The sequence below is a fragment of the Gammaproteobacteria bacterium genome (assembly GCA_024235095.1).
In the GTDB taxonomy this organism is placed as follows: domain Bacteria; phylum Pseudomonadota; class Gammaproteobacteria; order Competibacterales; family Competibacteraceae; genus UBA2383.
This window is the reverse complement of sequence record JACKNC010000001.1, coordinates 197,793-222,059: the sequence shown is the minus strand read 5'-3', so window position 1 is coordinate 222,059 and position 24,267 is coordinate 197,793. Positions and strand designations below refer to the sequence as shown.

Here is a 24,267-nt window from a genome sequence, read left to right as displayed (position 1 = left end):
CAACAGAGACTGAGAAACCGTTCAAGCTTTTTTTAAAATATAGCTATCAATGAAGTTACTTTCTCAAAGCGGGGGCTATCGGCGCCGGCTGGCCATAGCAGTATGCGGCGGTCGAACCTCCTGGCTGTCATCCAGAACCACCGTATCCGGAAAATCAAGCGCTGGCGAAGCAACAGCTTTTTCCAAGGCGCAACGCCGGGTCGCAACGACCATTCGAGTGATGACCGGATTCTGGGTATTCTCCATCTGGCGCATTTGCAGAACTGTTACCTGCTGAATGCTGGCGTTAGCGCGCGGCGGCTCAATACTTCGGGATCGGATCGGAGATGACCAGGTTTCCCGGTCTGGTGGATCGCATAAGACAGACTCGATGCGCCGGATCGCGGACGATCGCCGGGGTGACGATGCAACCGGCAGAAACGGCGCCAGCTCATGCAAGGCTCGCCAGTAAACGTGGCGCTTGAACGCCACCACGGCGTGTAACGGATACCAGTAATCGACCCACTGCCAGAGATCAAACTCGGGATGTTCGGACAAATCCAGACGCACAACATCCTCACTGCAACGCATACGCAACAGGAACCAGACCTGTTTCTGACCAATGCAGGGCGGGCGACACCCATGACGGACAAGTCGCTTGGGCAACCGATAGCGCAGCCAGCCCTGGGTAGAGCCAATCACCTGTACATGTTCCGGGCGCAAACCAACTTCTTCAGCCAGTTCGCGGAACATGGCCTGCTCAGGCGACTCATCCCGTCGGATACCGCCCTGGGGAAACTGCCAGGAATGCTGCCCAATTCGTCTCGCCCAGAACAGACGTCCTTCTGCATTGCACAGGATGATGCCGACGTTTGGCCGATAACCCTCCGAGTCGATCACGGTGAAAACCAACAGTTTGAAATGGATTGTTCATATTTATTCTTTTTTATTCTTTCACAACGCAGCGCTTTTGACTATCACAAACCCACGAAGCCGCTATGCTATTCAGTCATCCAGTCCGCAATTTTTCCGTTCTCTGACCCGTTCGCAACCCTTGTTTCGAGGAGCGATTCACGATGCGTTACTTATGGTACCCGATTTTTCTGCTGGCATGGCTGCTCTCTTTCAGCGCCTATGCGCTTGAGGATACGCCACTGGCCGTTGCTGCGGCGCAATATCTGCAATCGATCCGCGATGGCCGCGATCCCGCCGGTCAGTCCGTCTCTGTCCTGCTGCGACAAGCAGAGCAGCAAACGCAGAAGAAAAACTGGGTGGACGCTATTGCTCACTATGAGACCGCGATTCTCGCCGGGGCCGGCCAGACCGCGACCTGGCTGGTGCTCAGTCAAATCTGGCAGAATCAGGCGCAACATCAGGAAAAAAACAACGCCGGTTATGAAATCCGGCAACGCTCGCGGCAGCGCATGGAACAAGCCGCCTGGAACGCCCTGCAAGCCGCAAACGCCCCACTCGAACGCGCACGCGCCCTGTTCCGGCTCGGAGAATTGTATGACCGCGACCAGGAACCGAAGAAAGCTATTGCTGCTTACGGTGAAGCCCTGGAAATCGAGGATAATCCGCGCATCGCCAAACGCCATCAGGATCTAGTGAATGCCAACGCCTTCCAGATCAAGGGTGTTGACGTGGAATCGGACAGCGCGATGCCCAAAGTTTGTCTGAATTTCTCCGATGACCTGGCTAAGGGTCGGCAACTGCACTATGAGGATTATCTGGTCATTGAACCCGCTATCCAGCCGGTGGTAACGCCCGAAGAGCGGCAATTGTGCGTGGAGGGTTTCAGTCACGGCCAGAGCTACATCATCAAGACCCGGATTGGCATCCCGGCGGCCAGCGGCGAGAGAACCCTCGTCACTCAGGAATTCACCGCCAAGGTCGAAGACCGCAAGCCGACTCTGGGGTTCCGGGGCGCGACCTATGTCCTGCCGAGAACCGGCTCTCAGCAACTACCGCTGACCAGCGTCAATATGGATCAGGCGCGGGTGCGGGTGTTGCGCATCAATGACCGGAATCTGCTGCGGGAAATCGAGCGGGATCGCATTACTCAGCTGCTGGACGGCTACGATCTGAACGCCATCGCTAAAAACTCTGGCGAGCAGATCTGGGAAGGCGTTTTGACCTTGGCCAGCGGCGAGCGTAACCAGGAAGTCACTACCGCCCTGCCGATCAGCGAAATTCTGCGCGATCCGCAGCCGGGCATCTATATCGTCGCCGCGCAATCCGTCAAGGAAGACGCGGATAACAATTGGGAGAACCAGGCCACGCAATGGCTGGTGGTTTCCGACCTGGGGCTGTTCACCATGCGCGGCAACGATGGTCTGCATATCTTTGTCCGCTCCCTGTCCAGCGCCCAGCCGGTCGCCGGGGTCAATGTGCGATTGTATGCCCGCAATAATGGCGAACTGGGCGCGGCGACTACTGATGCCCAAGGCTATGCCCGACTCGATCCAGGTTTGTTGCGCGGCGAGGGCGGACGGGAGCCGGCGGCGCTGATGGCCTTTGGCGACGGCGACTACAACTTTCTCGATTTGACTCGACCGGCTTTTGACCTGAGTGACCGGGGCGTTGCCGGTCGCGCTGCGCCAGGGGCGGTCGATGCATTCCTCTATACCGAACGCGGCGTTTACCGGCCCGGCGAAACCGTAGAGTTAATGACCCTGATTCGTGATAGCCGGGGTTATGCGTTGCCGGAAGCGCCGCTGACCTTAAAGGTCTTTCGCCCGGATGAAGTGGAATCCACCCAACTGCGTCCCGGCAACCCGGCGCTGGGCGGCTATCACACCACCCTCCCGATGCCGTTGAACGCGCGCACCGGAATCTGGACGGTCAAAGCCTATACTGATCCCAAGGGCGAACCGGTGGGCGAGGTGCGTTTTCAAGTCGAGGATTTCGTGCCGCAGCGGCTCAAGCTAGAGCTGAGTTCCACCGCTTCGGTGCTGAAACCGGGTGAACCGGTAATGGTGGACATCAACGGTCGCTTTCTGTACGGCGCGCCGGCGGCCAATCTCAAGGCCGAGGGCGAACTGGTGCTGCGCGAGGACGCTGATCCCTACCCGGCCTTCCCCGGCTATCGTTTCGGATTAGCGCAAGACAGTTGGACTGCGCAACGCTTTCCGGTCGTTCTGGCCGGCACCGATGATCAGGGTAAAGCGCAGGCGGAAGTCAGTTTGAACGAGAAACCGGATACCACACGCCCCTTGCTGGCTCAGGTGCGCGTCTCACTGTTTGAACCCGGCGGTCGGCCCGTGACCCGCAGCCTTGACCTGCCCTACCGGATTCAGCCCTTCGCTATTGGCGTCAAGCCGCGCTTTAGCGATGGCGGCGTCAAAATCGGCCAGGAAGCAACATTTGAGGTCATCGCTGTGGACGCGCTGGGTCAGGCGCAGGCGCAAGGTGGATTGAACGCCAAGCTGGTGCGTGAGGAGTATCAATACTACTGGTACTACAACGAAGGCCGCTGGAACTACAAGCTGATCATTCGCGACAGCGCGGCCGTCGCCAGCCAGACCCTGAATATCGCCGCTGGACAGCCCGTGGTCGTGACGCAACGCGGTTTGGACTGGGGGCGTTATCGGCTGGATGTGCTGGACCCGCAAACCGGCGTGGCCTCCAGTGTGCGCTTCAATGTCGGCTGGTTTGAAACACCCGGCGGGAGCGACACCCCGGATCAAATGAAAGTCACGCTGGATCAGCTGCGCTATCCAGCCGGTGCAACCGCCAAGGTCTTCCTGCGCGCGCCCTTTGCCGGTGAAGTGCTGTTGAACGTCGTCGGCGACCGGTTATGGCTGAGCAAAACGGTCAGTATTCCCGAAGAGGGCGCGACGGTGGAGCTACCGATTCCCGCCGAATGGGGGCCGGGGGTTTACCTGACCGCTACGGCGTTCCGCGTTCCCACTCAGGCCGGTAGCAATGCGGGAACCGCCCGTTCCGTCAGTCCACGCGGACCGGGTCGCGCCATTGGCGTCGCCTGGCTGGGTTTGGACCCGGCAGCGCGGACGCTGAACATCACCCTGGACGCGCCGACGGAATGGAAGCCGCGTCAAACCGTGGAGCTGCCCGTCACCGTCACCGGGCTGGAACCCGGTCAACCGGCTTATCTGACGGTCGCAGCAGTGGACGAAGGCATCCTGCAACTCACCGATTTCACCACGCCCGACCCGGTCGACTACTTCCTCGGCAAGCGTCGTCTGGGGATGCAATTGCTCGATCTGTACGGCAAGCTGATTGAACCAGGTGGGCGGCCCGGCGCGCTGAAAGTCGGCGGCGACGCGGAAAGCCGGCAACTCGATCCCTCGGCAATTCGCACGGTGAAAACCCTGGCGTTGTTCTCCGGCCCAGTGGCGCTAGACGCCAAGGGTCAGGCGAAGATTCCCTTGGAGCTTCCGGATTTCAACGGTCAGGTACGGTTGATGGCGGTCGCCTGGAATCAGAACCGGCTCGGTCGCGCCGAAGTTGCGCCCTTGGTGCGCGATCCGCTGGTGGCGCGAGTTTATCTGCCGCGTTTCCTGGCCCCGGATGATCAAAGCCAGATCAACGTGACGGTGCAGAACCTGAGCGCTCCACCCGGTGACTACTCGATTCATCTGAGCGCCGATGGCGCGGTGGCGGTGACTGAAGCCGCCGCGTTCACTTTCACGGTCGCAGATTCCGCCGTGCAGAACAGCGAGAGTCGCACGTTTACCCTGCGAGGTTTGAAGCCCGGTGCCGGCCAAGTGTGGCTGCATGTGGAAGGACCAAACGGTTTCAATCTGGTTCGGCAATCCGACATCGGGGTGCGCCCGGCGCAGAACCTGGCAACCGAGCGCACGGCAAAACGGCTGAATCCAGGGGAAACTTTGCGACTGGGTGGCGAGTTGCTGGATGGCTACCTGCTGGGTACCGGCCGAGTGCGCCTGAGCGTCGCCAGTCGCCCCAATCTCAACGTCCCGGAACTGCTGGCCCAGTTGGATCGTTATCCTTATGGCTGCCTGGAGCAAACCACCAGCCGTGCGTTGCCACTGATTGATTTCAACGAAGTCGCCGAAGTCTGGGCCGGTCAAAATGCGACCGTGGCCGGTTTGCGGGAACGGGTGCAAGAGGCCATTCAGCGCATTCTGACCATGCAGGACGCCGGCGGCGGTTTCGGTCTCTGGGGTCCCGACAGTCCGGTTGAAGACTGGTTGTCTGCTTATGCCATGGATTTCATCGTGCGCGCCCGGCAGGCGAAGTACCTGGTTCCCGAAAACGCCTGGAAACGGGGTCTGGAGCATCTGCAGGAACGGTTGCGCACCGATGATTTTGACGACAAGGATCTGGGCTGGCGGGCCTATCAGCTGTATGTGCTGGCCCGCGAGCAGAAAGCCGCCATCGGTGATTTGCGTTACCTGCATGACAACTATTTGCAGAAGATGCCAAGCGCCCTGGCGCAGGCGCAACTTGGTTCGGCGCTGGCCCGGTATGGCGAGCTGGAGCGGGCTAAAGAGGCGTTCACAGCGGCGCTGAACCGGACTGATCGAACCACGATCCGCGATTACGGCAGTCTCCTACGTGACCGAGCGGCGTTGTTGGCGTTACTGGCGGAATCGGGACTGCTGGCTGAAAAAGTGTCTCAGTTAGCCGAAGAAGTCGCTGCGGACTTCAATCAGCGTCGCTACACTAGCACCCAGGAACAAGCCTGGCTGTTGCTGGCGGCGCATGCGCTGTTGCAACAGACCGGGACGCTCAAGTTGAGCGTCAACGGTCAGGCAACCGCCAGCGATCCGTTCTACCTCAAGCCGGGTATTGATGAGTTGATCAAGGGCATCGTCATAGTCAATCAAGGCGAACAACCGGCTTGGACGGTGCTAGATCGCAGCGGCGTACCGACGGTGGCCCAACCGCCGGCCCGCGAGGGGTTCACCATTACCCGTCGCTATTACACCCGCACCGGCAAGGAAGTCGAACCTGGGCAGATTCGCCAGAACGATCTGCTGGTCGCGGTCATTACCGGCGAGGCGCAGGGCAATGAAGGACAACAGGCGCTGGTCGTGGATTTGCTGCCGGCGGGGCTAGAGATCGAGAACGCCCGGATCGGACAAGGCGCATCGACCACTGACATCGGTTGGTTGCCGAAACTCACCACGACTCTGCACACCGAAATCCGCGACGACCGTTTCGTGGCGGCGCTGGATATCGATCAGGGCAATGCACGATCCTTCACGTTGGCCTATCTGGCGCGAGCAGTCACGCCGGGCGTGTATCAGCAACCGGCAATATATGTGGAGGATATGTATAAACCGTGGCAGTTTGGGCGCGGCGCGATGGGGGTGGTGAAGGTCGAGTAATTAAATCGTAAGCATTTAATTCCCTCTCCTTCATGCATGAGGGAGAGGGCCGTGGTAAGGGAGTGAACGGTTACCGCTAATCCACTCTATACCTGCTAAAAAAGTTCAAACTGTAACAGTATAACTGAAGAATATTGATTGCGCGTCGCCTTACCTGCGCAGAGTTAGCGCAGTCTTTCAATGCTCCTCGCGCAGCAACCGCCGCAGAATCTTGCCCACGTTGCTCTTGGGCAACTCATCGCGGAATTCGACGTGACGCGGCGCCTTGTAATTGGTCAGATGCCGACGACAGTGCTCGATCAGCAAATCAGCCGTTAGCGCTGGATCCTTCCTGATGACCACGATCTTGACCGTCTCACCGGATTTCTCATCTGGCACGCCCACCGCCGCCGCCTCCACAACCCCCGGATGCAACATGACGATGTCTTCAATTTCATTGGGATAGACATTGAAACCCGACACCAGAATCATGTCCTTCTTGCGATCCACGATCCGGACATAGCCGCGCTCATCCACATAACCGATGTCACCCGTGCGCAAAAAACCATCCGAGGTCATCACCTTGGCGGTTTCCTCGGGTCGTTGCCAGTAACCACGCATGACTTGCGGACCTCGCAGACAAATCTCGCCCACCTGATCTTGCCCAATGCCCAGCTCCTGGTCCTCCTCATCGCGGATAGACAACTCGGTCGAGGGAATCGGCAAGCCAATGCTGCCGTTGTAGGCCGGCAGGGTCAGGGGATTGATGCAGGCGGCAGGCGAGGTTTCAGTCAGGCCATAAGCCTCGATCAGCGGCGTGCCGGTCACTTTCTTCCAGTTTTCCGCCACCGCCCGTTGCACCGCCATGCCGCCGCCCAGGGCGATTTTGAAGGAGCTGAAATCCAGTTGCTCAAAACCCGGGGTGTGCAGCAGACCATTGAACAGCGTGTTGACTCCGGTCATCACCGTAAATTTTGTGCGACTTAACTCCTTGACGAAGCCTGGCATGTCGCGGGGATTGGTGATCAGGATATTATGGCCGCCGACTTTCATAAACGTCAGGCAATTAGCCGTCAGCGAGAAGATATGATAGAGCGGCAGGGCGGTAATAATCGTCTCTTCCGTGGGTTTGGAAAAGGGCTTTAACCAGGCGGAAGCCTGTTGCAGATTCGCTACCATGTTGCCGTGAGTCAGCATCGCGCCCTTGGACACGCCGGTAGTGCCGCCAGTGTATTGCAGGAAGGCCAGATCGTCATGGGTCAGCGGCACATCAGTCAAAGATCGTTTCGCGCCTTCCGTCAGGGTCCGTTGAAACGGAATCGCGCCGGGAATGCGCCAGGGCGGGACCATTTTCTTGACTTGCTTGACCACAAAATTAACCAGCGGCCGTTTGGGGAATGGGAACAGATCGCCCAACTGCGTGGTTACCACAGTCTTGAGCGGCGTTTTATCCAGCACTTCCTGCAAGGTGTGAGCGAAGTTTTCGATGATAACGATAACGCTGGCCCCGGAGTCCTTGAGTTGATGCTCCAGCTCGCGCGCGGTGTAGAGCGGATTGACGTTCACTACCGTCAACCCCGCCCGTAACGTCCCAAAGAGCGCGACCGGGTATTGCAGGGTATTGGGCATCATAATGGCGACCCGTTCGCCCTTGCCCAATCCCAGGCCCTGTAGCCAGGCGCCAAAATCACGACTCAGGCGATCAATATCCTGATAACGCAGGGTTACCCCCATATTGGAATAGGCCGGCAGATCGGCAAAGCGCTGACAACTCTTTTCCAGAATGTCCTTGAGCGAAGCAAACTCATTTAGATCAATGTCCGCGGGTACGCCCGGCGGATATTCTTTCAGCCAGATTTTTTCCATTTTCTTCTCCTCACGCTGTCGTATTTTCCTGGGTGACGCCACTCTGGACAACTGTTCGCATTCAACCACAATGGATGGTAATTTCACTCACTTCACTCACGATATCCGTCATCCGATGTCTTCTTCTGAACCTGCGCTAGTCCCTATGAAAACCCGTGATCGCATTTTGCAAACCAGTTTGCAACTCTTCAATGAATATGGCGAACCACGCATCACGACTAACCATATTGCCGATGAATTGGATATCAGCCCCGGTAACTTGTACTACCACTTTCGCAACAAGGATGACATCATCTGGCTGCTGTTTGAACAGTTCGAGCGGCGGATGGGCGCAGTCCTACAAGTTCCGAAACGGCGCGTGCCCGATATGGAAGATATGTGGCTTTACCTGCACCTGGTGTTCGAGAATATCTGGGAATATCGGTTTTTCTACCGCGACCTCGACAATCTGCTCAGCCGCAATAAGAAACTGCGCACTCACTTCCGGCGCATTCTGGGGCGCAAGGTCAGCACCGCCGCCACGATCTGCAAGGGTTTGATCGAGGCCGGCGTTATGGACGCCTCCAGCGAGGATATTGCCGCACTGTCCCGCAATATTGCCGTGATTGCCACCTACTGGCTGAATTTCCAGCGCATCAGCGCCCCGGTCGCAGGCCAGAGCAACGAAAGCGACCATCTGGCAATGGGCGTTTATCAGGTGCTGTCACTGGTTGCGCCCTTTTTGCAAGGCGAAGCCCGCGAATTACTAAGGCAGATCAGCCGGGAGTACCTGAGTTGATCCTGTCTTGCTGCGCCACCATCTCTTCCAACTGGTCCAGCGCCGAGTGCAAGTGACTCACGATCGGGCCGCGATATTCCGCGGGCGCCGCCAAACCTCGCTGATTGCGCAGACTACTGTAGTAGCATCGATCGGGGTCTTCCAATACGTCCATGCGCATCCGGATGCCATGCCGGGCCAGGATGGGTTCCAGCGCTTCCCGGCGATTGATTAAATTCTGACGGGTAGTCTGATAAGCGTGTTCGCAGACCCAGCGCCGGCCCGAGAAACTGAAGACGTTGGTAAAGAACATCTTGGGATCGTCGCGATTCGGCTCGAACAGGACGATATCCGAATGTTCATATTCGCTATCGTATTGACGCATCCCGACTTTCAGGCGCGAATGGATCAGCGCCCGGAAGGTCTGAGACAATACTGCGGGCAACCCCCCTTCCACGAGTCGTCCGACCTGGGTAGGTCGGCCAGCGGCAACAGCCAGTCGGGCATCGAACGGCACCAGTGGATTCAGGCAGAACAATAAATCCAGATCTTCCTGCAGCGCCACTGAAGCATGCATGGTCTTGAGCAATGCGCCATCGACGAAATAGCGGCCATCAATTTCCACTGGTGGATACAGTCCCGGCAACGCGCTGCTGGCTTGCACCGCCCGGGAAATCGGCGCCTGATCGTAGCCGGGCGCACCGAATTTCACCGATTCGCCAGTATCCAAATCCACCGCCACAATGTAGAGTTTATTCGCTAGTTGACGGAAATCATTGGTGCAGCCAGGCGTATTCCATAACCGGGTCAGATAATGATGAATGGGTTCATTATCGAAGAAACCCGACGGCAGCGCTCGCCCTAACCGGGTTAGCGACTGCAAGAAATTCAAGTCCATGGGATTTTTGAAATAATGCCAGCACGATTCCCACACTAATCCGGGTATGGACGCCAATCGCCGCCAGTACTCGCCAAAGGCCGGCGTCAGAAAAATCCGGGGATCAAGCGGATGCTCTTCCGATTCGTTGCTGATGAAAATATGGCACATCTGGCCCGTCTTGAGTTTATTGGCCAGCAGGGCCGCGATCACGGCGCCGGCGCTGACCCCGACATAAACGTCCAGGTTATTAAAATCAATGCCCTCCAGCGCCTCATCCAGCGCGCGCAATGCGCCAATTTCATAGACCAGCCCCACCGGTCCGCCGCCGGCGATGGCCAGCCCGATGCGAGGACCGCTGGCCTGACGCTGCTTGCTTTCCGGTTGAGTGACAAGCATAGGGCCTCCAGCAATGTTTCATGATGATCGCGCTAACCGTGATCTTGTCAGGTAACCGATCGACTCGGACCAAGGTCGAACGAGTACATTCTAAACAGATGGATTACAAGGAACTTTGATAAATTGGCCACGGTATTTTTTACGGCAAGTGGTGAGTAGCCGAGGTATACCCCACCTTTCCCTGTCATCCTGTTATCATAATTCCTTTTGGCGGGTCCTTCCTCGCCTATAGCATTAACCGCGTTAATCATTTTTCCCGACAAAAGAATGGACACTCTCTTCCGAACCCTATGAACAGCAAAGACGACCTGGTTCGACACTACCACTGGCTGCGCCAGTATGGTCTTAACGACTCCCACAGCGGCAACGCCTCGATCCGGGACGGCGACCTTTTCTGGGTCACCCCCACCGGTTGCTGCGCCGACACTCTCAGCAGTGGCGACCTGGTTGAATGCCGCCTTGATGGCGCGATCGGCAAGGGCGCATCGCTGGATGCCCGCCTGCATCAGGCGGTTTACCAGGCGAATCCCGACGCCTGCTCGATCCTGCACAGTCACGGTCCCTACTCGGTGGCTATGACCATGGACAACGAGGAATTCGTGCCAACGGATTTCGAAGGGCAGCTATACTTCAGCCGTGTGCCGGTGCTGACCATTCCTTATGACGAATATGAAGCCCGTTCACCGCACATGGTCGCGGAGATTTTGGCGGACTATCCTATTGCCGTGGTGCGCGGTCATGGCGTCTATGCCTGCGCGAACAGCCTCAATCTGGCTTATAAATGGACCTGTTCGCTGGAATTGTCAGCGAAAACCGCGTTCATCGCCCAGCAGGCCGGCAAAATCTAGCCAGCGTCTATATGATGATTTTGCAAATCTACTCACAATATGACGATGCCCGCCGCTTCCAGCATCCGCGTCAACCGGATCAGCGGCAAACCGATCAACCCAGTGGGATCATCACCCTCCAGCCGCTCGAACAGCACGATGCCCAAACCTTCGGATTTGAAGCTGCCAGCGCAATGGTAAGGCTGTTCCCGTTGCAGATAATGCTCAATCATCTCGCTGGTCAACGCCCGGAACGCTACATGAAACGGTTCCACCGCCACCTGGCAAAATCCGCTCGCGCTATCCAGGAGACACAAGCCGGTATAAAAGGTCGCTACGCGCCCAGAAGCCTGCTGCAGCTGCTCGACCGCCCGTTGATGGTTACCGGGTTTGCCGATAATCTCGCCTTCCAGCACCGCCGCCTGATCCGAACCAATAATCAGCGCGTCCGGTTCCCATGTGGCGACTCGGCGGGCTTTCCACTCGGCCAGGCGGGCGACCAGATTCGGCGCATCCTCTCCCGACAAGCGGGTTTCGTCAATATCGGAAGATCGCGTTGCGAACGGCAAACCCAACCGCGTCAACAACTCACGGCGGAATGGGGACGTGGACGCCAGAATCAGTCGGCGACCGCCAAACAGGGCTTTGGACATGGTTATTACTCTTCAAGGTCACTGAAAATTGGTTTAATTGTGTGGAATTCTGGTTTATTTTGACAGAATTCCGACAGGTCTATATGATTCGGCGCCTTATGGAGACTCCATCGCTTCCCGCAAAAATCCATCCATGGCGAATGGCCGCTGAGCGTGGCTGCCTGGATGGCCGCCTAGTGCTGGCCGCACTGCCGCGTCTGAGCGCACTGCTGGGTCACGCGGATGGCGAGGTGGTTGTGGCGTTATCCACGGGATGTGACGCGCAGGAGGTGCGATTTATCCAGGGCCGCTTGTGTGCCGATGTGGAATGGACTTGTCAGCGCTGCCTTGGTCCATTGTGCTTGCCCCTGGATATCACCGTCAATCTGGGATTAGCGCGCGACGAAGCCGCTGCCGATCGGTTGCCTGATGAATATGACCCCCTACTGGTTCAGGAGGGCGGCGTTGTTTCGGTCCCCGATTTAATCGAAGATGAATTGCTACTGGCCTTGCCACAGATTCCCCGCCATGAAAACCTGCGGGAATGCGAGGCCCACGGTTATCCCCAGCCCGGCGAACCGGCGCTGAACCTAAAAAAACGCCAGCCCTTCGCGGCGCTGGCGACTTTATTACAGGATTCCCAAAGGAGTCATTGAACCATGGCTGTACAGAAAACCCGCAAGAGTCGCTCCAAGCGCGACATGCGTCGTTCCCACGATGCCTTGACCGGCCCCACCTTGTCGACCGATCCTTTGTCCGGCGAAGTGCATCGTCGTCATCACGTTACAGCGGGAGGATTTTATCGCGGCCGCAAGGTGGTCAATGTCTCAGCCGCTGCTGAAACCGAATAGCCGCTCTTCCCGGTCTGCGCTGCGTTTCATTCCGCCTGCCCGGCCCTCTGGCATCCCCATGAACAGACCGCTAACCATCGCTCTCGATGGTATGGGCGGCGATATCGGTCCCGAAGTCGTCGTACCCGCCGCCCTGCGAGTGCTAAAGACGACGCGCGATGCGCTGCGTCTGATCCTGGTGGGTCAGGAAGATGTGCTGTCCGCCTGTTTGCGTCGGCACAAGGCTGAGGGGCATCCGCATCTCATCGTTCGTCATGCCTCGCAATTGGTGAACATGGACGAATCGCCGGCCCAGGCCCTGCGAGTCAAGAAAGATTCCTCAATGCGGGTTGCGATCAATCTGGTCAAGCAAGGCGAGGCTGATGCTTGCGTCAGCGCCGGCAACACCGGCGCGCTGATGGCTACCGCCCGCTTTGTGCTGAAAACCTTGCCTGGCATCGACCGTCCTGCGATTTGCACGACCTTGCCTACTGTGCGCGGCCATGTTCGCGTCCTGGATCTGGGCGCCAATGTAGACAGCAAGGCCGCCCATCTGCTGCAATTCGCAGTGATGGGTTCGGTGCTGGCGGTTGTGAACGGCATCGAATACCCGCGGATTGGCCTGCTGAATATCGGCGAGGAAGATATCAAGGGTAACGAACAGGTTAAGGAAGCCGCCCGCTTGCTGGCGGTCAGCGATCTCAACTACATTGGATTCGTTGAAGGTGATGGAATTTATCTGGATGATGTGGATGTCGTGGTTTGTGACGGCTTTGTTGGAAATGTTGCCTTGAAAAGCAGCGAAGGCGTCGCCAAACTTATTCGCCATTACATGACTCAGGAATTCAAGCGGAACCTGCTAACCCGCCTGGCTGGATTGATCGCCTTACCGGTGCTGCGCGCTTTCAGCCGCAAAATCGATCCTCGCCGCTACAATGGCGCCAGCCTTCTGGGTTTGCAGAGCATTGTGATCAAAAGCCACGGCGGCGCTGACGCACTGGCGTTCGCTAACGCCATCCAGGTGGCGATGCTGGAAGTTGAGCAGGCGGTGCCCCAACGCATCGATGCTTATCTGGCCGCCCTTCACGCCGAGAGGCAAGCGCTTTGAACTACGCCAGAATTGCCGGAACCGGCGGCTACCTGCCGGAGAAAATCCTGACCAATGCCGATCTCGAACAACTGATCGATACCACGGCGGATTGGATTGTCGAACGCACCGGCGTCGAGGAGCGCCATATCGCCGCGCCAGACGAGACTACCTGCGATCTGGCTGAAAAAGCTTCCCGTCTTGCGTTACAAGCCGCAGGGCTTGAACCGGTTGACATTGACCTGATCATTCTGGGCACCACCACGCCTGATCATGTCTTCCCCAGCGTGGCGACCCAGTTGCAACATCGCCTGGGTTGTTACGGTGGTCCGGCGTTTGACGTGCAGGCGGTCTGCACCGGCTTTGTTTACGCACTGGACATTGCCAACCGCTTCATTCGCACCGATGCTGCAAAACGGGCGCTGGTGGTGGGCGCGGACACCTTCACCCGGATTATCAACTGGAAAGATCGCGGAACCTGTATCCTGTTTGGCGACGGCGCCGGCGCGGTGGTGCTGGAAGCCGCCGACGAACCGGGTATCATCGACTGTCAACTGGGTGCGGACGGCCGTTACAAGAAACTGCTGTGGGTGCCTGCGGGAGTATCGAGCGGTTATGAGCAGACCCGCGAGGAAGCCGCCTTCGTGGAAATGCGCGGCAGCGAAGTGTTCAAGGTCGCGGTGACCACGCTCAAAGACATTGCCGAACGCATTCTGAGCGCCCATCAGATGACGGTGGCCGATGTCGACTGGCTGATCCCTCATCAGGCCAACCGCCGCATCCTGGCGGCGACCGCCAAGCGTCTGGGTCTGCCGGAGGAGCGCATGGTGGATTGTGTGCGGACGCATGGCAATACTTCAGCGGCTTCAGTGCCGCTGGCCCTGGATGTCGCGGTGCGTGATGGCCGCATTCAGCGCGGCCAAACCCTGCTGCTGGAAGGCTTTGGCGGTGGTTTTACCTGGGGTACCGTATTGGTGAAGTACTGAATAGCGTTGATGAAGTCTTGAAATGAATGCAGTGATGACGATATTGCAAGATGAAATTGCTTTGGTGACCGGGGCCAGTCGCGGCATTGGTCAAGCCATTGCCCGAGAATTGGGACAACGCGGCGCGACCGTGATCGGTACAGCGACCACCGAAGCTGGCGCTGAAGCGATCACCCGGGATTTACGCGCGCGCGAACTCAAGGGGCGCGGCCAGCGACTGGACGTGACTGATCCGGCGGCAGTGGAGGCAACAATCAAGGCGGTGACCGGGGAGTTCGGCGCACCGAGCATCCTGGTCAACAATGCCGGCATCGCTCGCGACAATCTGCTCTTGCGAATGAAGGAAGAGGAATGGTCTTCTATTCTGGATACGAACCTGACCTCGGTTTACCGGTTGAGCAAGGCAGTGTTGCGAGGCATGATGAAAGCTCAGCGTGGGCGCATCATCAATATCACCTCGGTGGTAGGCGTTACCGGCAGCGCCGGACAGGCCAACTACGCAGCAGCTAAAGCCGGCGTCATCGGTTTTACCAAGTCGCTGGCGCGTGAGGTCGGTTCGCGCAACATTACCGTCAACGCTGTTGCGCCAGGGCTGATCGAAACCGACATGACCCGATCGCTGCCCGACAGTCAGCGTCAGGCGCTGGTCGCCTCGATTCCCTTGCAACGCCCTGGCCAACCGCAGGATGTCGCCGGTGTCGTCGCGTTCCTGGCTTCGCCGGATGCGGCCTACATGACCGGCGAGACCTTGCATGTCAACGGCGGGATGGCGATGATTTGATGCGTAGCGCCAAGCGATAGAATCCGGAGAAATCCGCGCTGACGCGCCGGCGGTCGCCGCGGATTCTCGAAAACGCCGAATTCGGAAAGCATCACCTGATTATTTCTGAAATTCGCGCAAGTTGTGGTACCGTTGCGCCGGATTTCGCCCGCCGTCGATGGCGGGTGTGGATTGAAACAGACAACGAGGAAGTAAAGCACATGACTGACATCAACAACATTGAAGCCCGCGTCAAGAAAATCATCATCGAGCAGTTGGGGGTCAAGGAGGAGCAGGTCACCAATGAGGCCGCCTTCGTCGAGGATCTCGGCGCTGACTCGCTGGATACCGTTGAGCTGGTGATGGCTCTGGAAGAGGAATTTGAACTGGAAATTCCTGATGAGGATGCCGAAAAGATCACTACGGTTCAGCAGGCGATTGACTATATTGCATCGCATCTCGGTTGAGAGTGTCAGTCGCGTATCGCTCGGGTTCAGCCGCCGCGGCCACCGCCGGGGGTCGTGGCTTTCTTTTGTCAGCGCAGCACAGCAGAGGGTAATCCTGTGGCCAAGCGGCGAGTGGTAGTGACCGGTATGGGTATCGTATCGCCCGTCGGCAGCACCGTGGAGACAGCCTGGAACAACATTTTGGCCGGTCGCAGCGGAATCGCGCCGGTGACCGCTTTCGATGTCAGCACATTTCCGGTGCGCATTGGCGGAGCGGTGAAGGATTTTCAAATTGAGCAGTACCTGAATCCCAAGGAAGCCAAGAAGATGGACGCCTTCATTCATTACGGCATCGGCGCGGCGGCGCAGGCGATCCAGGACTCAGGACTGGAAGTCACTGAAGCCAATGCCGAACGGATTGGAACGTACATTGGCTCCGGTATCGGCGGTCTGCCGGGGATTGAGGAAGGGCATTCGGCCTTTCTGAAGGGTGGGCCGCGCCGGCTGACGCCCTTTTTCGTACCGCGCAGCATTATCAACATGGTATCGGGCAATTTGTCGATCATGTATGGCATTAAGGGTCCAAATCTGGCGGTGGTCACCGCTTGTACTACAGGAACGCACAGCATTGGTCTGGCGGGTCGGTTGATTGCCTATGGCGACGCCGATGTCATGATTGCTGGCGGCGCGGAAATGGCCACAACACCGACGGGACTGTGCGGCTTTGCAGCGGCGCGCGCCTTGTCGGTGCGCAATAATGAGCCGGAGAAAGCCAGTCGTCCCTGGGACCGCGATCGAGACGGTTTCGTGTTAAGCGATGGTGCCGGGGTCGTCGTGCTGGAGGAGTATGAACATGCCAAAAAGCGCGGCGCGCGGATTTACGCTGAGCTGATCGGTTTCGGCATGAGCGGCGACGCCTACCACATGACCCTGCCGCCTCCAAATGGAGACGGTGCCCGGCGAGCGATGGCCAACGCCCTGCGCGATGGTGAAATCGCGCCTGAGGCTGTCGATTACATCAATGCCCACGGCACATCCACGCCAGCGGGCGACAAGATTGAAAGCGACGCCGCTAAGGAAGTGTTTGGCGATCATGCCTATCGGTTAGCCATGAGTTCGACCAAGTCGATGACGGGTCACATGCTGGGCGCTGCCGGCGGTGTTGAAGCGATCTTTGCCGTATTGGCGTTGCGCGATCAAGTGGCCCCGCCCACCATTAATCTGGATCAACCGGAAGAAGGTTGTGATCTGAACTACGTGCCGCATACGGCGCAGGAACGACGGATCCAGGTAGCGCTATCCAATTCCTTTGGCTTTGGCGGCACCAACGGCACGGTAGTGTTCCGCAGCCTGAGTTGAGGGCGCTAATTCTGTTGTCGACTGGGCGTGTTTGCACCACACCGGCGCTGTGCGCCACCCCTCCTTATCCAAGGGGGGGATGATGTGGCGATGGTTGCTGGCTTCATTGGGGCTGGCGCTGTTCCTGTCACTGCTTTACTCTGATTATCAGCAGTTTCTTGATGCTCCTCTGGAGGTTTCCGCTGACGGTCAGGTGCTTGAAGTCAAGCCCGGAATGGGCATCAATGAGATTGCCCGGCATTTGCAACGGCAACCTGGCTTGTCGCGCCCCGCGCTCTATCTGGAAGCTCATGCCCGCCTGAATGGCCTGGCCGCCCGCCTCAAGGTCGGTGAATACGCACTGTCACCTGGACTAACCCCCCGAACGCTCATTGACCGGATCGTCGCCGGGCAAGTGATCCAACACGCGCTGACGGTGGTGGAGGGTTGGACATTTCGCCAATTGCAGCAGGCGATGACCCGTCATCCCAAACTTGCGCAGACTCTACAAGGGTTAAGCGATGCGGACGTCATGGCCCGCTTGGGACGTCCAGGTGAGCATCCTGAAGGACGGTTTCTACCGGACACTTATCACTTTCCCGCCGGCTTCACTGATGAAGCATTCCTGCGCCGGGCAATGACAGCGATGGATCAGCGCCTGGCTGAGATTTGGCAGAATCGCGCGCCCAACCTGCCTCTGGACAATCCCTATCAGGCATTGATTCTGGCGTCGATCATCGAGAAGGAAACCGGTCTGCCTGCGGAGCGTCCGGAAATCGCCGGGGTGTTCGCGCGGCGTCTGCTCAAAGGGATGCGTCTGCAAACCGACCCGACGGTGATCTATGGGTTAGGAGAGGCTTTCGATGGCGATCTCCGGCAACGGGATTTAACGACCGACACACCCTACAACACCTACACCCGCAAAGGTCTGCCGCCTACGCCGATTGCCCTGCCAGGTGAAGCAGCTTTGAAAGCGGCAGTGAATCCAGCCGCCGGCGATGCGCTGTACTTTGTCGCTGATGGTCAGGGCGGCCATGTGTTCTCTCGAACACTCGCTGAGCACAATCGAGCGGTCAGACGGTATCAATTGCAAGGTAAGTAATCGTGGCGCCATCAGTCAGATTTGCGTTGTAGCGCAGATGAATGCCGGGAAACGGTGCGCCTGGATCCAGATACAGCGCTCAGCGCACCTGAATCAGCGCTCTATTCAACTCGCTGGTCTTGATCGCCGATTCCAAAGCCGCCGCTACTCGGAATGAACATCGGGTAGGGAAACCTGGGAATCGCTGTAAAAGCCGAGTAACCATTCCAGCAGCGCCTTTTGTTTATCTGTTTGTAATTATTAATTTTTATACAGTCAAATAGGGTGAAATCGAGCTGAAATAAGGTTGGTTGGTCTAATGCTTGAAAAATGCCATCAGATTCTGTAATTCATGAACCTGTTCATCCATCGATTGGCTAGCAGCAGCAGTCTCTTCCACAAGAGTAGCATTCTGTTGTGTAACCTGATCCATTTGCAGAATGGCTTTGTTGACTTGTTCGATTCCTAGGGCTTGTTCCCGTGTTGATGCTGCCATGTCAGTCACGATTTTGCTAACTTTCTTAACCTCCAAGACCATTTCCCGGAGCGTTCTGCCGGATTGTTCGACAAGTCGGCTACCATCTTCCACTCTAGCAACACTGTCGGTAATCAATGTCTTGATCTCCTTGGCGGCGTCAGCGCTACGCTGCGCGAGCTTGCGCACCTCAGATGCCACAACGGCAAAGCCTTTCCCTTGTTCCCCAGCACGGGCGGCTTCCACAGCGGCGTTTAAGGCTAACAAATTGGTTTGGAAAGCGATTTCATCGATGACACCGATGATGTCAGCAATTTTAAGGCTACTAGTGCTGATAGCGCTCATCGCCTTGATCGCTTGATCCACAACATATTCACCCTGTTCTGCCCGAACTCGTTCGGTTTCAGCTAATTGATTAGCTCGCTCAGCGTTATCAGCGCTTTGTCTCACCGTTGAAGTTAACTCTTCCATCGACGCAGCGGTTTCTTCCAGTGCGGAGGCTTGTTCTTCGGTGCGTTGAGCTAAGTCGGCGCTGCCTTGGGCAATTTCTGTCGCAGCGGAACCGACCTGGCTGGTTGATTGAGCAATTTGGCCTACGATGCGTTGCAGATTAGAACTCATGGTCTGCATTGCTCGTAGCAACTGGCCGATTTCATCTTGTGAAGTGACCTGAATGACAGTTGTCAGGTCGCCGTCAGCAATACGACTTGCGATAGTACCCATATTGGCCAACGGCTTTAAGATAGAACGCACTATCCACCGGATGATTACTAGGCCAACCGCAAAGATCAGCCCCACAATGATTAAGACAAGATTACGGGTACGTGCTATTTCTGTGATAAAGTCACTGCGATCAACCAGCATCTCTAATACCCCAATGGGCATACCAGAATAATTCTTGATAGCCCGGGCGTAAACCATTACTGGCCGATTGGCGAAATTCGTTGTTTGTACGACAACCTCTCCAGTTAGAGCAGTTTTTAACTGCTCATTAGATAAAAAAGAATGCTCACCATAAGTCGAATATAGCCCTTTGAAGCCTTGTTGTTGCGGCACAAATAGCGCGACTTCCACTCCATGCTCAGTCTTAAAATTCTCAAAGAAGCTTTGATTGAAAGCCATGCCAAATTCCACTGATCCAACATGTTGATCTTTATTTGATATCGGTGCAATACCTCGAATTCCAAGGCCCGCCACGCCTTCTTCGAGGCCACCTACTGTCTTACCAGTCTTGTTGACGTCTATGACTGATGGTCTTATCGCTGATAAGTCATCTCCAAACTTCTCAGGTTTGTGAAGCCGTAGTAATGAAGTCGCTGGCGGTGTATGAAATTGAAACTGTGAAACGCCATATCTCTTGGCCAGCGCCTGGTAAGGGGCTTGCATGAGTGTAAGTAGCCGTTCACGATCTTGATTTGCCGTTGCTTGTTGCACTTCAGGTATATTTGCTAACAGGACACTTAGCGTTTCTGCCACTTGGCTTTGGGAGGCAATGGTCTGAACCAATAATTCAAATGTTTTATCAACTTCACGTTTTTCTGCCTCGAATACCGATCCTTGAAATCTAAAAAATGTTATAGAAGTGGTGGCCAAGACGGCAGAAACTAGCAACAGGCTCATGGAAATACCGATACGAACTCCAATTTTTAATCGGCTAAACATGCTTCTCTCCTCAATTTTTGAGTTCTTCGAGGACTCTGTAGAGTCAGCTGATTCATGATCAGCTTAAGCAGCGCAGATAGCATTGACGTAGTTCCCGTTTGTCGGGGAGTACGTCACACGTCAGGTTGTAGTGTCCTTCGCTGCCGAACCAGGTGCACAAATGATCGTTTACACGATCATCCTGAGGTGACAGAATAGATTTATGTAATCATGTTGTACGGATAGGCACATGTTTTTCTTCCAGATATCGTATCTCCTTCACCGTAGCAGGCGTCTTAACTCAGTTTTTCGTTTCACTGTCCCCAAACCATTATTATCATAAATAGGTTAATTATCAAGTTTTAGAGTGAATCACTACTGAAATTCGCTGTTCTATCTGGGTCTGCTCGGGATACATGTAAATTTTTATCACCAAATCGTTCATTCAGATATAAAATTGACTCAATATGGATTTCAGCAGTTCGCTAGGTTAGGCCACCGGGAGTTCTTCAACAGGAGGGCTGAGCAAGCCTTTGCCTCAAAAGCGGATGTTATGCACAAACTGAAAGAACCCCAGGTAGAGCGTTATTCTTTGCTGGCTGGCTCGACGAGGCGGCGTCAGCCGACTGTTTGCCTGACTCCGGCAATTTTTCCAGATCATCGACAAAGCCTTGTGAATCGATAACCCAACTGTCTTCCGCTTTCTTCAGCGCCATATTGGCTTCATAATCGTTCTGTTCGGCAGTGCCGAACGACCGCTATTGAATCCACTTTAGGAGGGCATCGCCGTCGTCAACAGTGGCAAGAGTTATCCTGTGGTCACATCGTTTCGAGTCTGAGTGGAATGATGAAAGATCATTCAAGATAATGTGTCTCTTTCAAAGTGCGAATTGTCATTGTGGACCCTGCATTGGCATTGGATATCATTTACAATCTGACTCTCTTTCGGATGTTGCATGAACGATTTAAAAAAACCGCCGCGCCGCCATCGGAGCTTTCGTCCCTGTCTGAATCCGCCAAGGACTTCCGACGCGGTGTTGGTCCGCCGCCGCACGCGCCTTGACCTTCATCGTACTCGTGGATTACTACGAAGCCGCCTGCCACGTGAGGCGTCGTCCTCGCCATTTACGATTACGACGAATTGGTGTCCGGGGCCATCGCACGCGCCGCAACACATACTCGCCGAAAATGGTTTTGCGCCGCTGAATGTCGGCATTGAGGAAATGCTCGATTCATACGGGGTCAACCGGATGCCGTCGGCGACTTGGGCAAAATCCGGCAACTGGAGCGCCTCAATAAAAGCGACTTACAACCCTTGACCTACAAATGAGGGAACAAAGCCATGAACCATCCATCGTTATCGGCGTTGGCGTTTGCAGTTCTTCTGGGGATCTCCGGCGTAGCGAGCGCCGAGCTGGTCGACCGTGGGGGTGGACTGATTTACGACACGGTATTGAATATCACCTGGTTGCAAGACGCCAATTATGCCCAGACCAGTGGTTACGATACCGACGGAAGGATGACTTGGGATGAGGCAATGGCGTGGGCGGATCAGTTGGTCTATGGCGGCTATGACGACTGGCGGTTGCCAACCGCGTTGAACCGCGATCATACGGGACCGTGTAGCGGCTACAACTGCACGGACAGTGAAATGGGTTATATGTTTTACAAAAACTTGGGTGCGACGGCTGGCAACCTTATTTCAAAAGGAACACATACTGCTAATTTAGCTTTATTCACCCACATCCAAGACGATGCCTATTGGTTAGGCACTAGGTACGAGCCAATTGCCCTTTTCGCGTGGTACTTCCTCGCCAGCAGTGGGTACCAGTATTTGGACCGTCGGGTTTACAAAAGCTACGCATGGGCCGTGCGATCGGGCGATATTACCGCTGCATCTTCAGCCCGTTAGCGGAAGAGGTTTTTTAATAGTCTTGCTCGCTGATAGCCTCGCCTCACACTACGGAATTCCCCTCCTTGAATAAGGAGCAACTGTGTTGAAAACTTCAGGCCCTGCACTCCTCTGGAGGCTGCCAGGGGGTTTTGGCCTTAAGCATCGCGTTCAGGATGGTCAACAATTTACGCATACAGGCGGTCAGCGCGACCTTGGCCGGTTTGCCGGTAGCCCGCAACCGTGCGTAGAACGCTTTGATCACGGGATTGCAGCGGCTGGCCGTGACCGTCGCCATATACAGCGCCGTGCGAACCACCGCCCGCCCGCCGAAAATCGACCGGTGTCCTCGATACTGACCCGAATCCCGGTTCAACGGGCAGACCCCGACCAAGGCGCTGATTTCGCGGCGAGCCAACGTGCCCAGTTCCGGCAACGCTGCCAGCAACGTCACCGTCGTCACCGGGCCGATCCCGGGAACGCTCCGCAACAGCGCGTCTTGCTCGCGCCAGACGGGGCTGGCCCGCAGTCGGCCCTGAAGGTCGTCATCGAGGGCCTTGAGGCGTTGTTCCAGCCAGGCAATCGTCGTGCGGATATCCGCCTGCACCTGACGATGGGCGCTGCCCAAGCGGTTCTTCTCGGCAGTGAGCATCGTGATCAGTTGCCGCCGGCGCTGGAGGAGCACCGTCAGCGCCTGGGTCTCTTCGTCTTTCCAGGGACGGGGTTGGGGCTGAATGCACTGGCCAAACCGGGCCAGCGCCAAGGCATCCAAGGCGTCCGTCTTGGCCAGAACCCCCAAGGCTTTAGCAAAGTCCCGCGCTTGGCGTGGATTGATCACCGCCGTCGGGAACTGCGCCTCGATCAACATCCCGGCGACCAGGGTTTCCAAGCCACCCGTGGCTTCCAGGACGATCAGCCGCGGTGTCTGGGGTTGCAGCCAGGCGATCAATGCCGCCAAACCCGCTTCATCGCGGGGTACGCGCCACCGTTCCTGGGTGGGCCAGATCGCCACATCCAGATGGGCTTTGGCCACATCAATCCCCACCCAACATTCCGCCGGCAGTGCGTCGGTCGGCGCTGGCAGAGAACCGGCGGACGGGATCGCCGCGCCGATTTCGGCCCGGTGCGCTTGTGGATGGAGGGCTTGTTCAACGGCAACGGTCAATGAGTTCTTGATCATCGTGTGTTCCTTATCCCCACCTTGCACGATACGGCTTTAAAGCCCATCAACTGTTCGGGCTTGAGGTTCACAAAAACCGGAACGCGGCGCGTCAAGCTCCTTAACGGGATCGTGAGTCCCAGAGGGGGATCGCGCTACCACGTTTCGGGATACTTTACTAAATTCCAAACATACAAGGGGTAGCGCGAAGCGCCGGGGTGGTTCAGAATGCCAGCTTATGCAGGTTGCGAGGTGATATAAAGAATCCGTCAGAATCCCAGTGACCCCCGTTCAGATCGTATTCTTTCAAATTTCGTCTGTTGGAAGAGTTTTTCTGCTCCGCCAAATGCTATGCAACCAAGCCCAAACGATGTAAGTTACGATAACAGCGAAACTGCCCCATATTAACGTTGGCGCCATGTTGGAAAAAGCCACGTTGGCCAATCCACCGGTCAGAATAAAAGCAGCGACCACGCACAGCCGCCAATCGCGATTAAGGCCAGCCAGATAGGTGCTTGTCGCCAGGATAAAGGCGACGAGAAAGCTTAACTGCCGTATATCGAACAGATCGATCCAGCCGTTAGCGGGCGAGGATACTGCATAGATCAAATACGTCAGGCCCAATACCCCGCCCCAGTACAGAGTCTCATGCAAGACCAGCAATGCTCGGGCTTTAAAGGTTTTCTCAGTTTTGTTCCAGTGGGTAAAAATGCAAATCACGCCGAACCCTGGAATAAGCCAATGCCAGTACCAACGACTCCCTTCCAAACTGGATGTGCTGTAGATAATACCGATCCAAGACAGCACAATCATCAAATAAAAACCGATGTCTCTGGGGCGAAGCAACAACCGCCACAGGTTGCGTTTGGGTTCGACTGGCGTCAATTCCAAAGTCGATTCGAATTCGGGCATAACGGTCTCCTTAATTTAAGTTTGG

Annotated in this window: 21 protein-coding genes; 13 read left to right on the top strand and 8 right to left on the bottom strand. The window is 56.4% G+C overall.

Annotated features, from left to right (window positions below):
- Nucleotides 1-75 precede the first annotated feature (75 nt).
- Nucleotides 76-879: an RNA pyrophosphohydrolase gene (locus H6973_00910; GenBank protein MCP5124228.1), complete on the bottom strand. Its 804-nt coding sequence runs from the start codon at nucleotides 877-879 to the stop codon at nucleotides 76-78.
- A gap of 176 nt (nucleotides 880-1,055) precedes the next feature.
- On the opposite strand from H6973_00910, the gene H6973_00905 reads away from it, so the two are divergent.
- Nucleotides 1,056-6,299, top strand: a complete 5,244-nt coding sequence (locus H6973_00905; protein ID MCP5124227.1) for an alpha-2-macroglobulin family protein — start codon at nucleotides 1,056-1,058, stop codon at nucleotides 6,297-6,299.
- 177 nt (nucleotides 6,300-6,476) lie between these two features.
- On the opposite strand, the gene H6973_00900 is transcribed toward H6973_00905, so the two are convergent.
- Nucleotides 6,477-8,144 carry a long-chain-fatty-acid--CoA ligase gene (locus H6973_00900; GenBank protein MCP5124226.1) on the bottom strand — a complete coding sequence of 556 codons (1,668 nt, stop codon included), beginning with the start codon at nucleotides 8,142-8,144 and terminating at the stop codon, nucleotides 6,477-6,479.
- A gap of 145 nt (nucleotides 8,145-8,289) precedes the next feature.
- On the opposite strand from H6973_00900, the gene H6973_00895 reads away from it, so the two are divergent.
- Nucleotides 8,290-8,922, top strand: a complete 633-nt coding sequence (locus tag H6973_00895) for a TetR/AcrR family transcriptional regulator (protein MCP5124225.1) — start codon at nucleotides 8,290-8,292, stop codon at nucleotides 8,920-8,922.
- On the opposite strand, the gene H6973_00890 is transcribed toward H6973_00895, so the two are convergent.
- Nucleotides 8,900-10,177, bottom strand: a complete 1,278-nt coding sequence (locus H6973_00890; protein ID MCP5124224.1) for a patatin-like phospholipase family protein — start codon at nucleotides 10,175-10,177, stop codon at nucleotides 8,900-8,902. The genes H6973_00895 and H6973_00890 overlap by 23 nt on opposite strands.
- Nucleotides 10,178-10,467: 290 nt before the next feature.
- Here H6973_00890 and H6973_00885 point away from each other — a divergent pair, with 290 nt between their 5' ends.
- A complete protein-coding gene (locus H6973_00885; protein ID MCP5124223.1) occupies nucleotides 10,468-11,025 on the top strand; it encodes a class II aldolase/adducin family protein in 558 nt (185 codons plus the stop codon).
- A gap of 32 nt (nucleotides 11,026-11,057) precedes the next feature.
- Here the strand turns inward: H6973_00885 and maf are convergent, their stop codons facing one another.
- Nucleotides 11,058-11,657 (bottom strand): septum formation inhibitor Maf, encoded by a 600-nt coding sequence (gene maf / locus H6973_00880; GenBank protein ID MCP5124222.1) that lies wholly within the window; start codon nucleotides 11,655-11,657, stop codon nucleotides 11,058-11,060.
- A 98-nt stretch (nucleotides 11,658-11,755) separates the two neighbouring features.
- Between maf and H6973_00875 the strand changes: the two genes are divergently transcribed.
- From H6973_00875 to mltG, 8 genes are all read left to right on the top strand, one after another.
- Nucleotides 11,756-12,292 carry a DUF177 domain-containing protein gene (locus H6973_00875; protein MCP5124221.1) on the top strand — a complete coding sequence of 179 codons (537 nt, stop codon included), beginning with the start codon at nucleotides 11,756-11,758 and terminating at the stop codon, nucleotides 12,290-12,292.
- A gap of 3 nt (nucleotides 12,293-12,295) precedes the next feature.
- Complete coding sequence (gene rpmF / locus H6973_00870) at nucleotides 12,296-12,487, top strand: 50S ribosomal protein L32 (GenBank protein ID MCP5124220.1); 192 nt, start codon at nucleotides 12,296-12,298, stop codon at nucleotides 12,485-12,487.
- 58 nt (nucleotides 12,488-12,545) lie between these two features.
- A complete protein-coding gene (gene plsX, locus H6973_00865) occupies nucleotides 12,546-13,574 on the top strand; it encodes a phosphate acyltransferase PlsX (GenBank protein MCP5124219.1) in 1,029 nt (342 codons plus the stop codon).
- Nucleotides 13,571-14,539, top strand: coding sequence for a ketoacyl-ACP synthase III (locus H6973_00860; protein ID MCP5124218.1), 969 nt, complete (start codon nucleotides 13,571-13,573; stop codon nucleotides 14,537-14,539). Before plsX ends, H6973_00860 begins: the two co-directional genes overlap by 4 nt.
- Nucleotides 14,540-14,573: 34 nt before the next feature.
- The gene (gene fabG, locus H6973_00855; protein ID MCP5124217.1) at nucleotides 14,574-15,320 is read left to right on the top strand and encodes a 3-oxoacyl-ACP reductase FabG; all 747 of its coding nucleotides are present in this window, start codon (nucleotides 14,574-14,576) and stop codon (nucleotides 15,318-15,320) included.
- Between the two features lie 209 nt (nucleotides 15,321-15,529).
- Entirely contained in the window at nucleotides 15,530-15,766 is a 237-nt protein-coding gene (gene acpP / locus H6973_00850; GenBank protein MCP5124216.1) for an acyl carrier protein, read from the top strand.
- A 96-nt stretch (nucleotides 15,767-15,862) separates the two neighbouring features.
- Nucleotides 15,863-17,104: a beta-ketoacyl-ACP synthase II gene (fabF, locus tag H6973_00845; protein MCP5124215.1), complete on the top strand. Its 1,242-nt coding sequence runs from the start codon at nucleotides 15,863-15,865 to the stop codon at nucleotides 17,102-17,104.
- Nucleotides 17,105-17,183: 79 nt separating this feature from the next.
- A complete protein-coding gene (gene mltG / locus H6973_00840) occupies nucleotides 17,184-18,185 on the top strand; it encodes an endolytic transglycosylase MltG (GenBank protein MCP5124214.1) in 1,002 nt (333 codons plus the stop codon).
- A 295-nt stretch (nucleotides 18,186-18,480) separates the two neighbouring features.
- Here the strand turns inward: mltG and H6973_00835 are convergent, their stop codons facing one another.
- Both H6973_00835 and H6973_00830 read right to left on the bottom strand, forming a co-directional pair.
- Nucleotides 18,481-20,301 carry a HAMP domain-containing protein gene (locus H6973_00835; GenBank protein ID MCP5124213.1) on the bottom strand — a complete coding sequence of 607 codons (1,821 nt, stop codon included), beginning with the start codon at nucleotides 20,299-20,301 and terminating at the stop codon, nucleotides 18,481-18,483.
- 530 nt (nucleotides 20,302-20,831) lie between these two features.
- On the bottom strand, nucleotides 20,832-20,996 hold the full coding sequence (locus tag H6973_00830; protein ID MCP5124212.1) for a hypothetical protein: 165 nt from the start codon (nucleotides 20,994-20,996) through the stop codon (nucleotides 20,832-20,834).
- Nucleotides 20,997-21,236: 240 nt separating this feature from the next.
- Here H6973_00830 and H6973_00825 point away from each other — a divergent pair, with 240 nt between their 5' ends.
- Nucleotides 21,237-21,599, top strand: a complete 363-nt coding sequence (locus tag H6973_00825) for a hypothetical protein (GenBank protein MCP5124211.1) — start codon at nucleotides 21,237-21,239, stop codon at nucleotides 21,597-21,599.
- 23 nt (nucleotides 21,600-21,622) lie between these two features.
- Nucleotides 21,623-22,192, top strand: coding sequence for a DUF1566 domain-containing protein (locus H6973_00820; GenBank protein MCP5124210.1), 570 nt, complete (start codon nucleotides 21,623-21,625; stop codon nucleotides 22,190-22,192).
- A 94-nt stretch (nucleotides 22,193-22,286) separates the two neighbouring features.
- Here the strand turns inward: H6973_00820 and H6973_00815 are convergent, their stop codons facing one another.
- Both H6973_00815 and H6973_00810 read right to left on the bottom strand, forming a co-directional pair.
- Complete coding sequence (locus H6973_00815; GenBank protein ID MCP5124209.1) at nucleotides 22,287-23,234, bottom strand: IS110 family transposase; 948 nt, start codon at nucleotides 23,232-23,234, stop codon at nucleotides 22,287-22,289.
- A 402-nt stretch (nucleotides 23,235-23,636) separates the two neighbouring features.
- Nucleotides 23,637-24,242, bottom strand: a complete 606-nt coding sequence (locus H6973_00810; GenBank protein ID MCP5124208.1) for a hypothetical protein — start codon at nucleotides 24,240-24,242, stop codon at nucleotides 23,637-23,639.
- Between the last annotated feature and the right edge of the window lie 25 nt (nucleotides 24,243-24,267).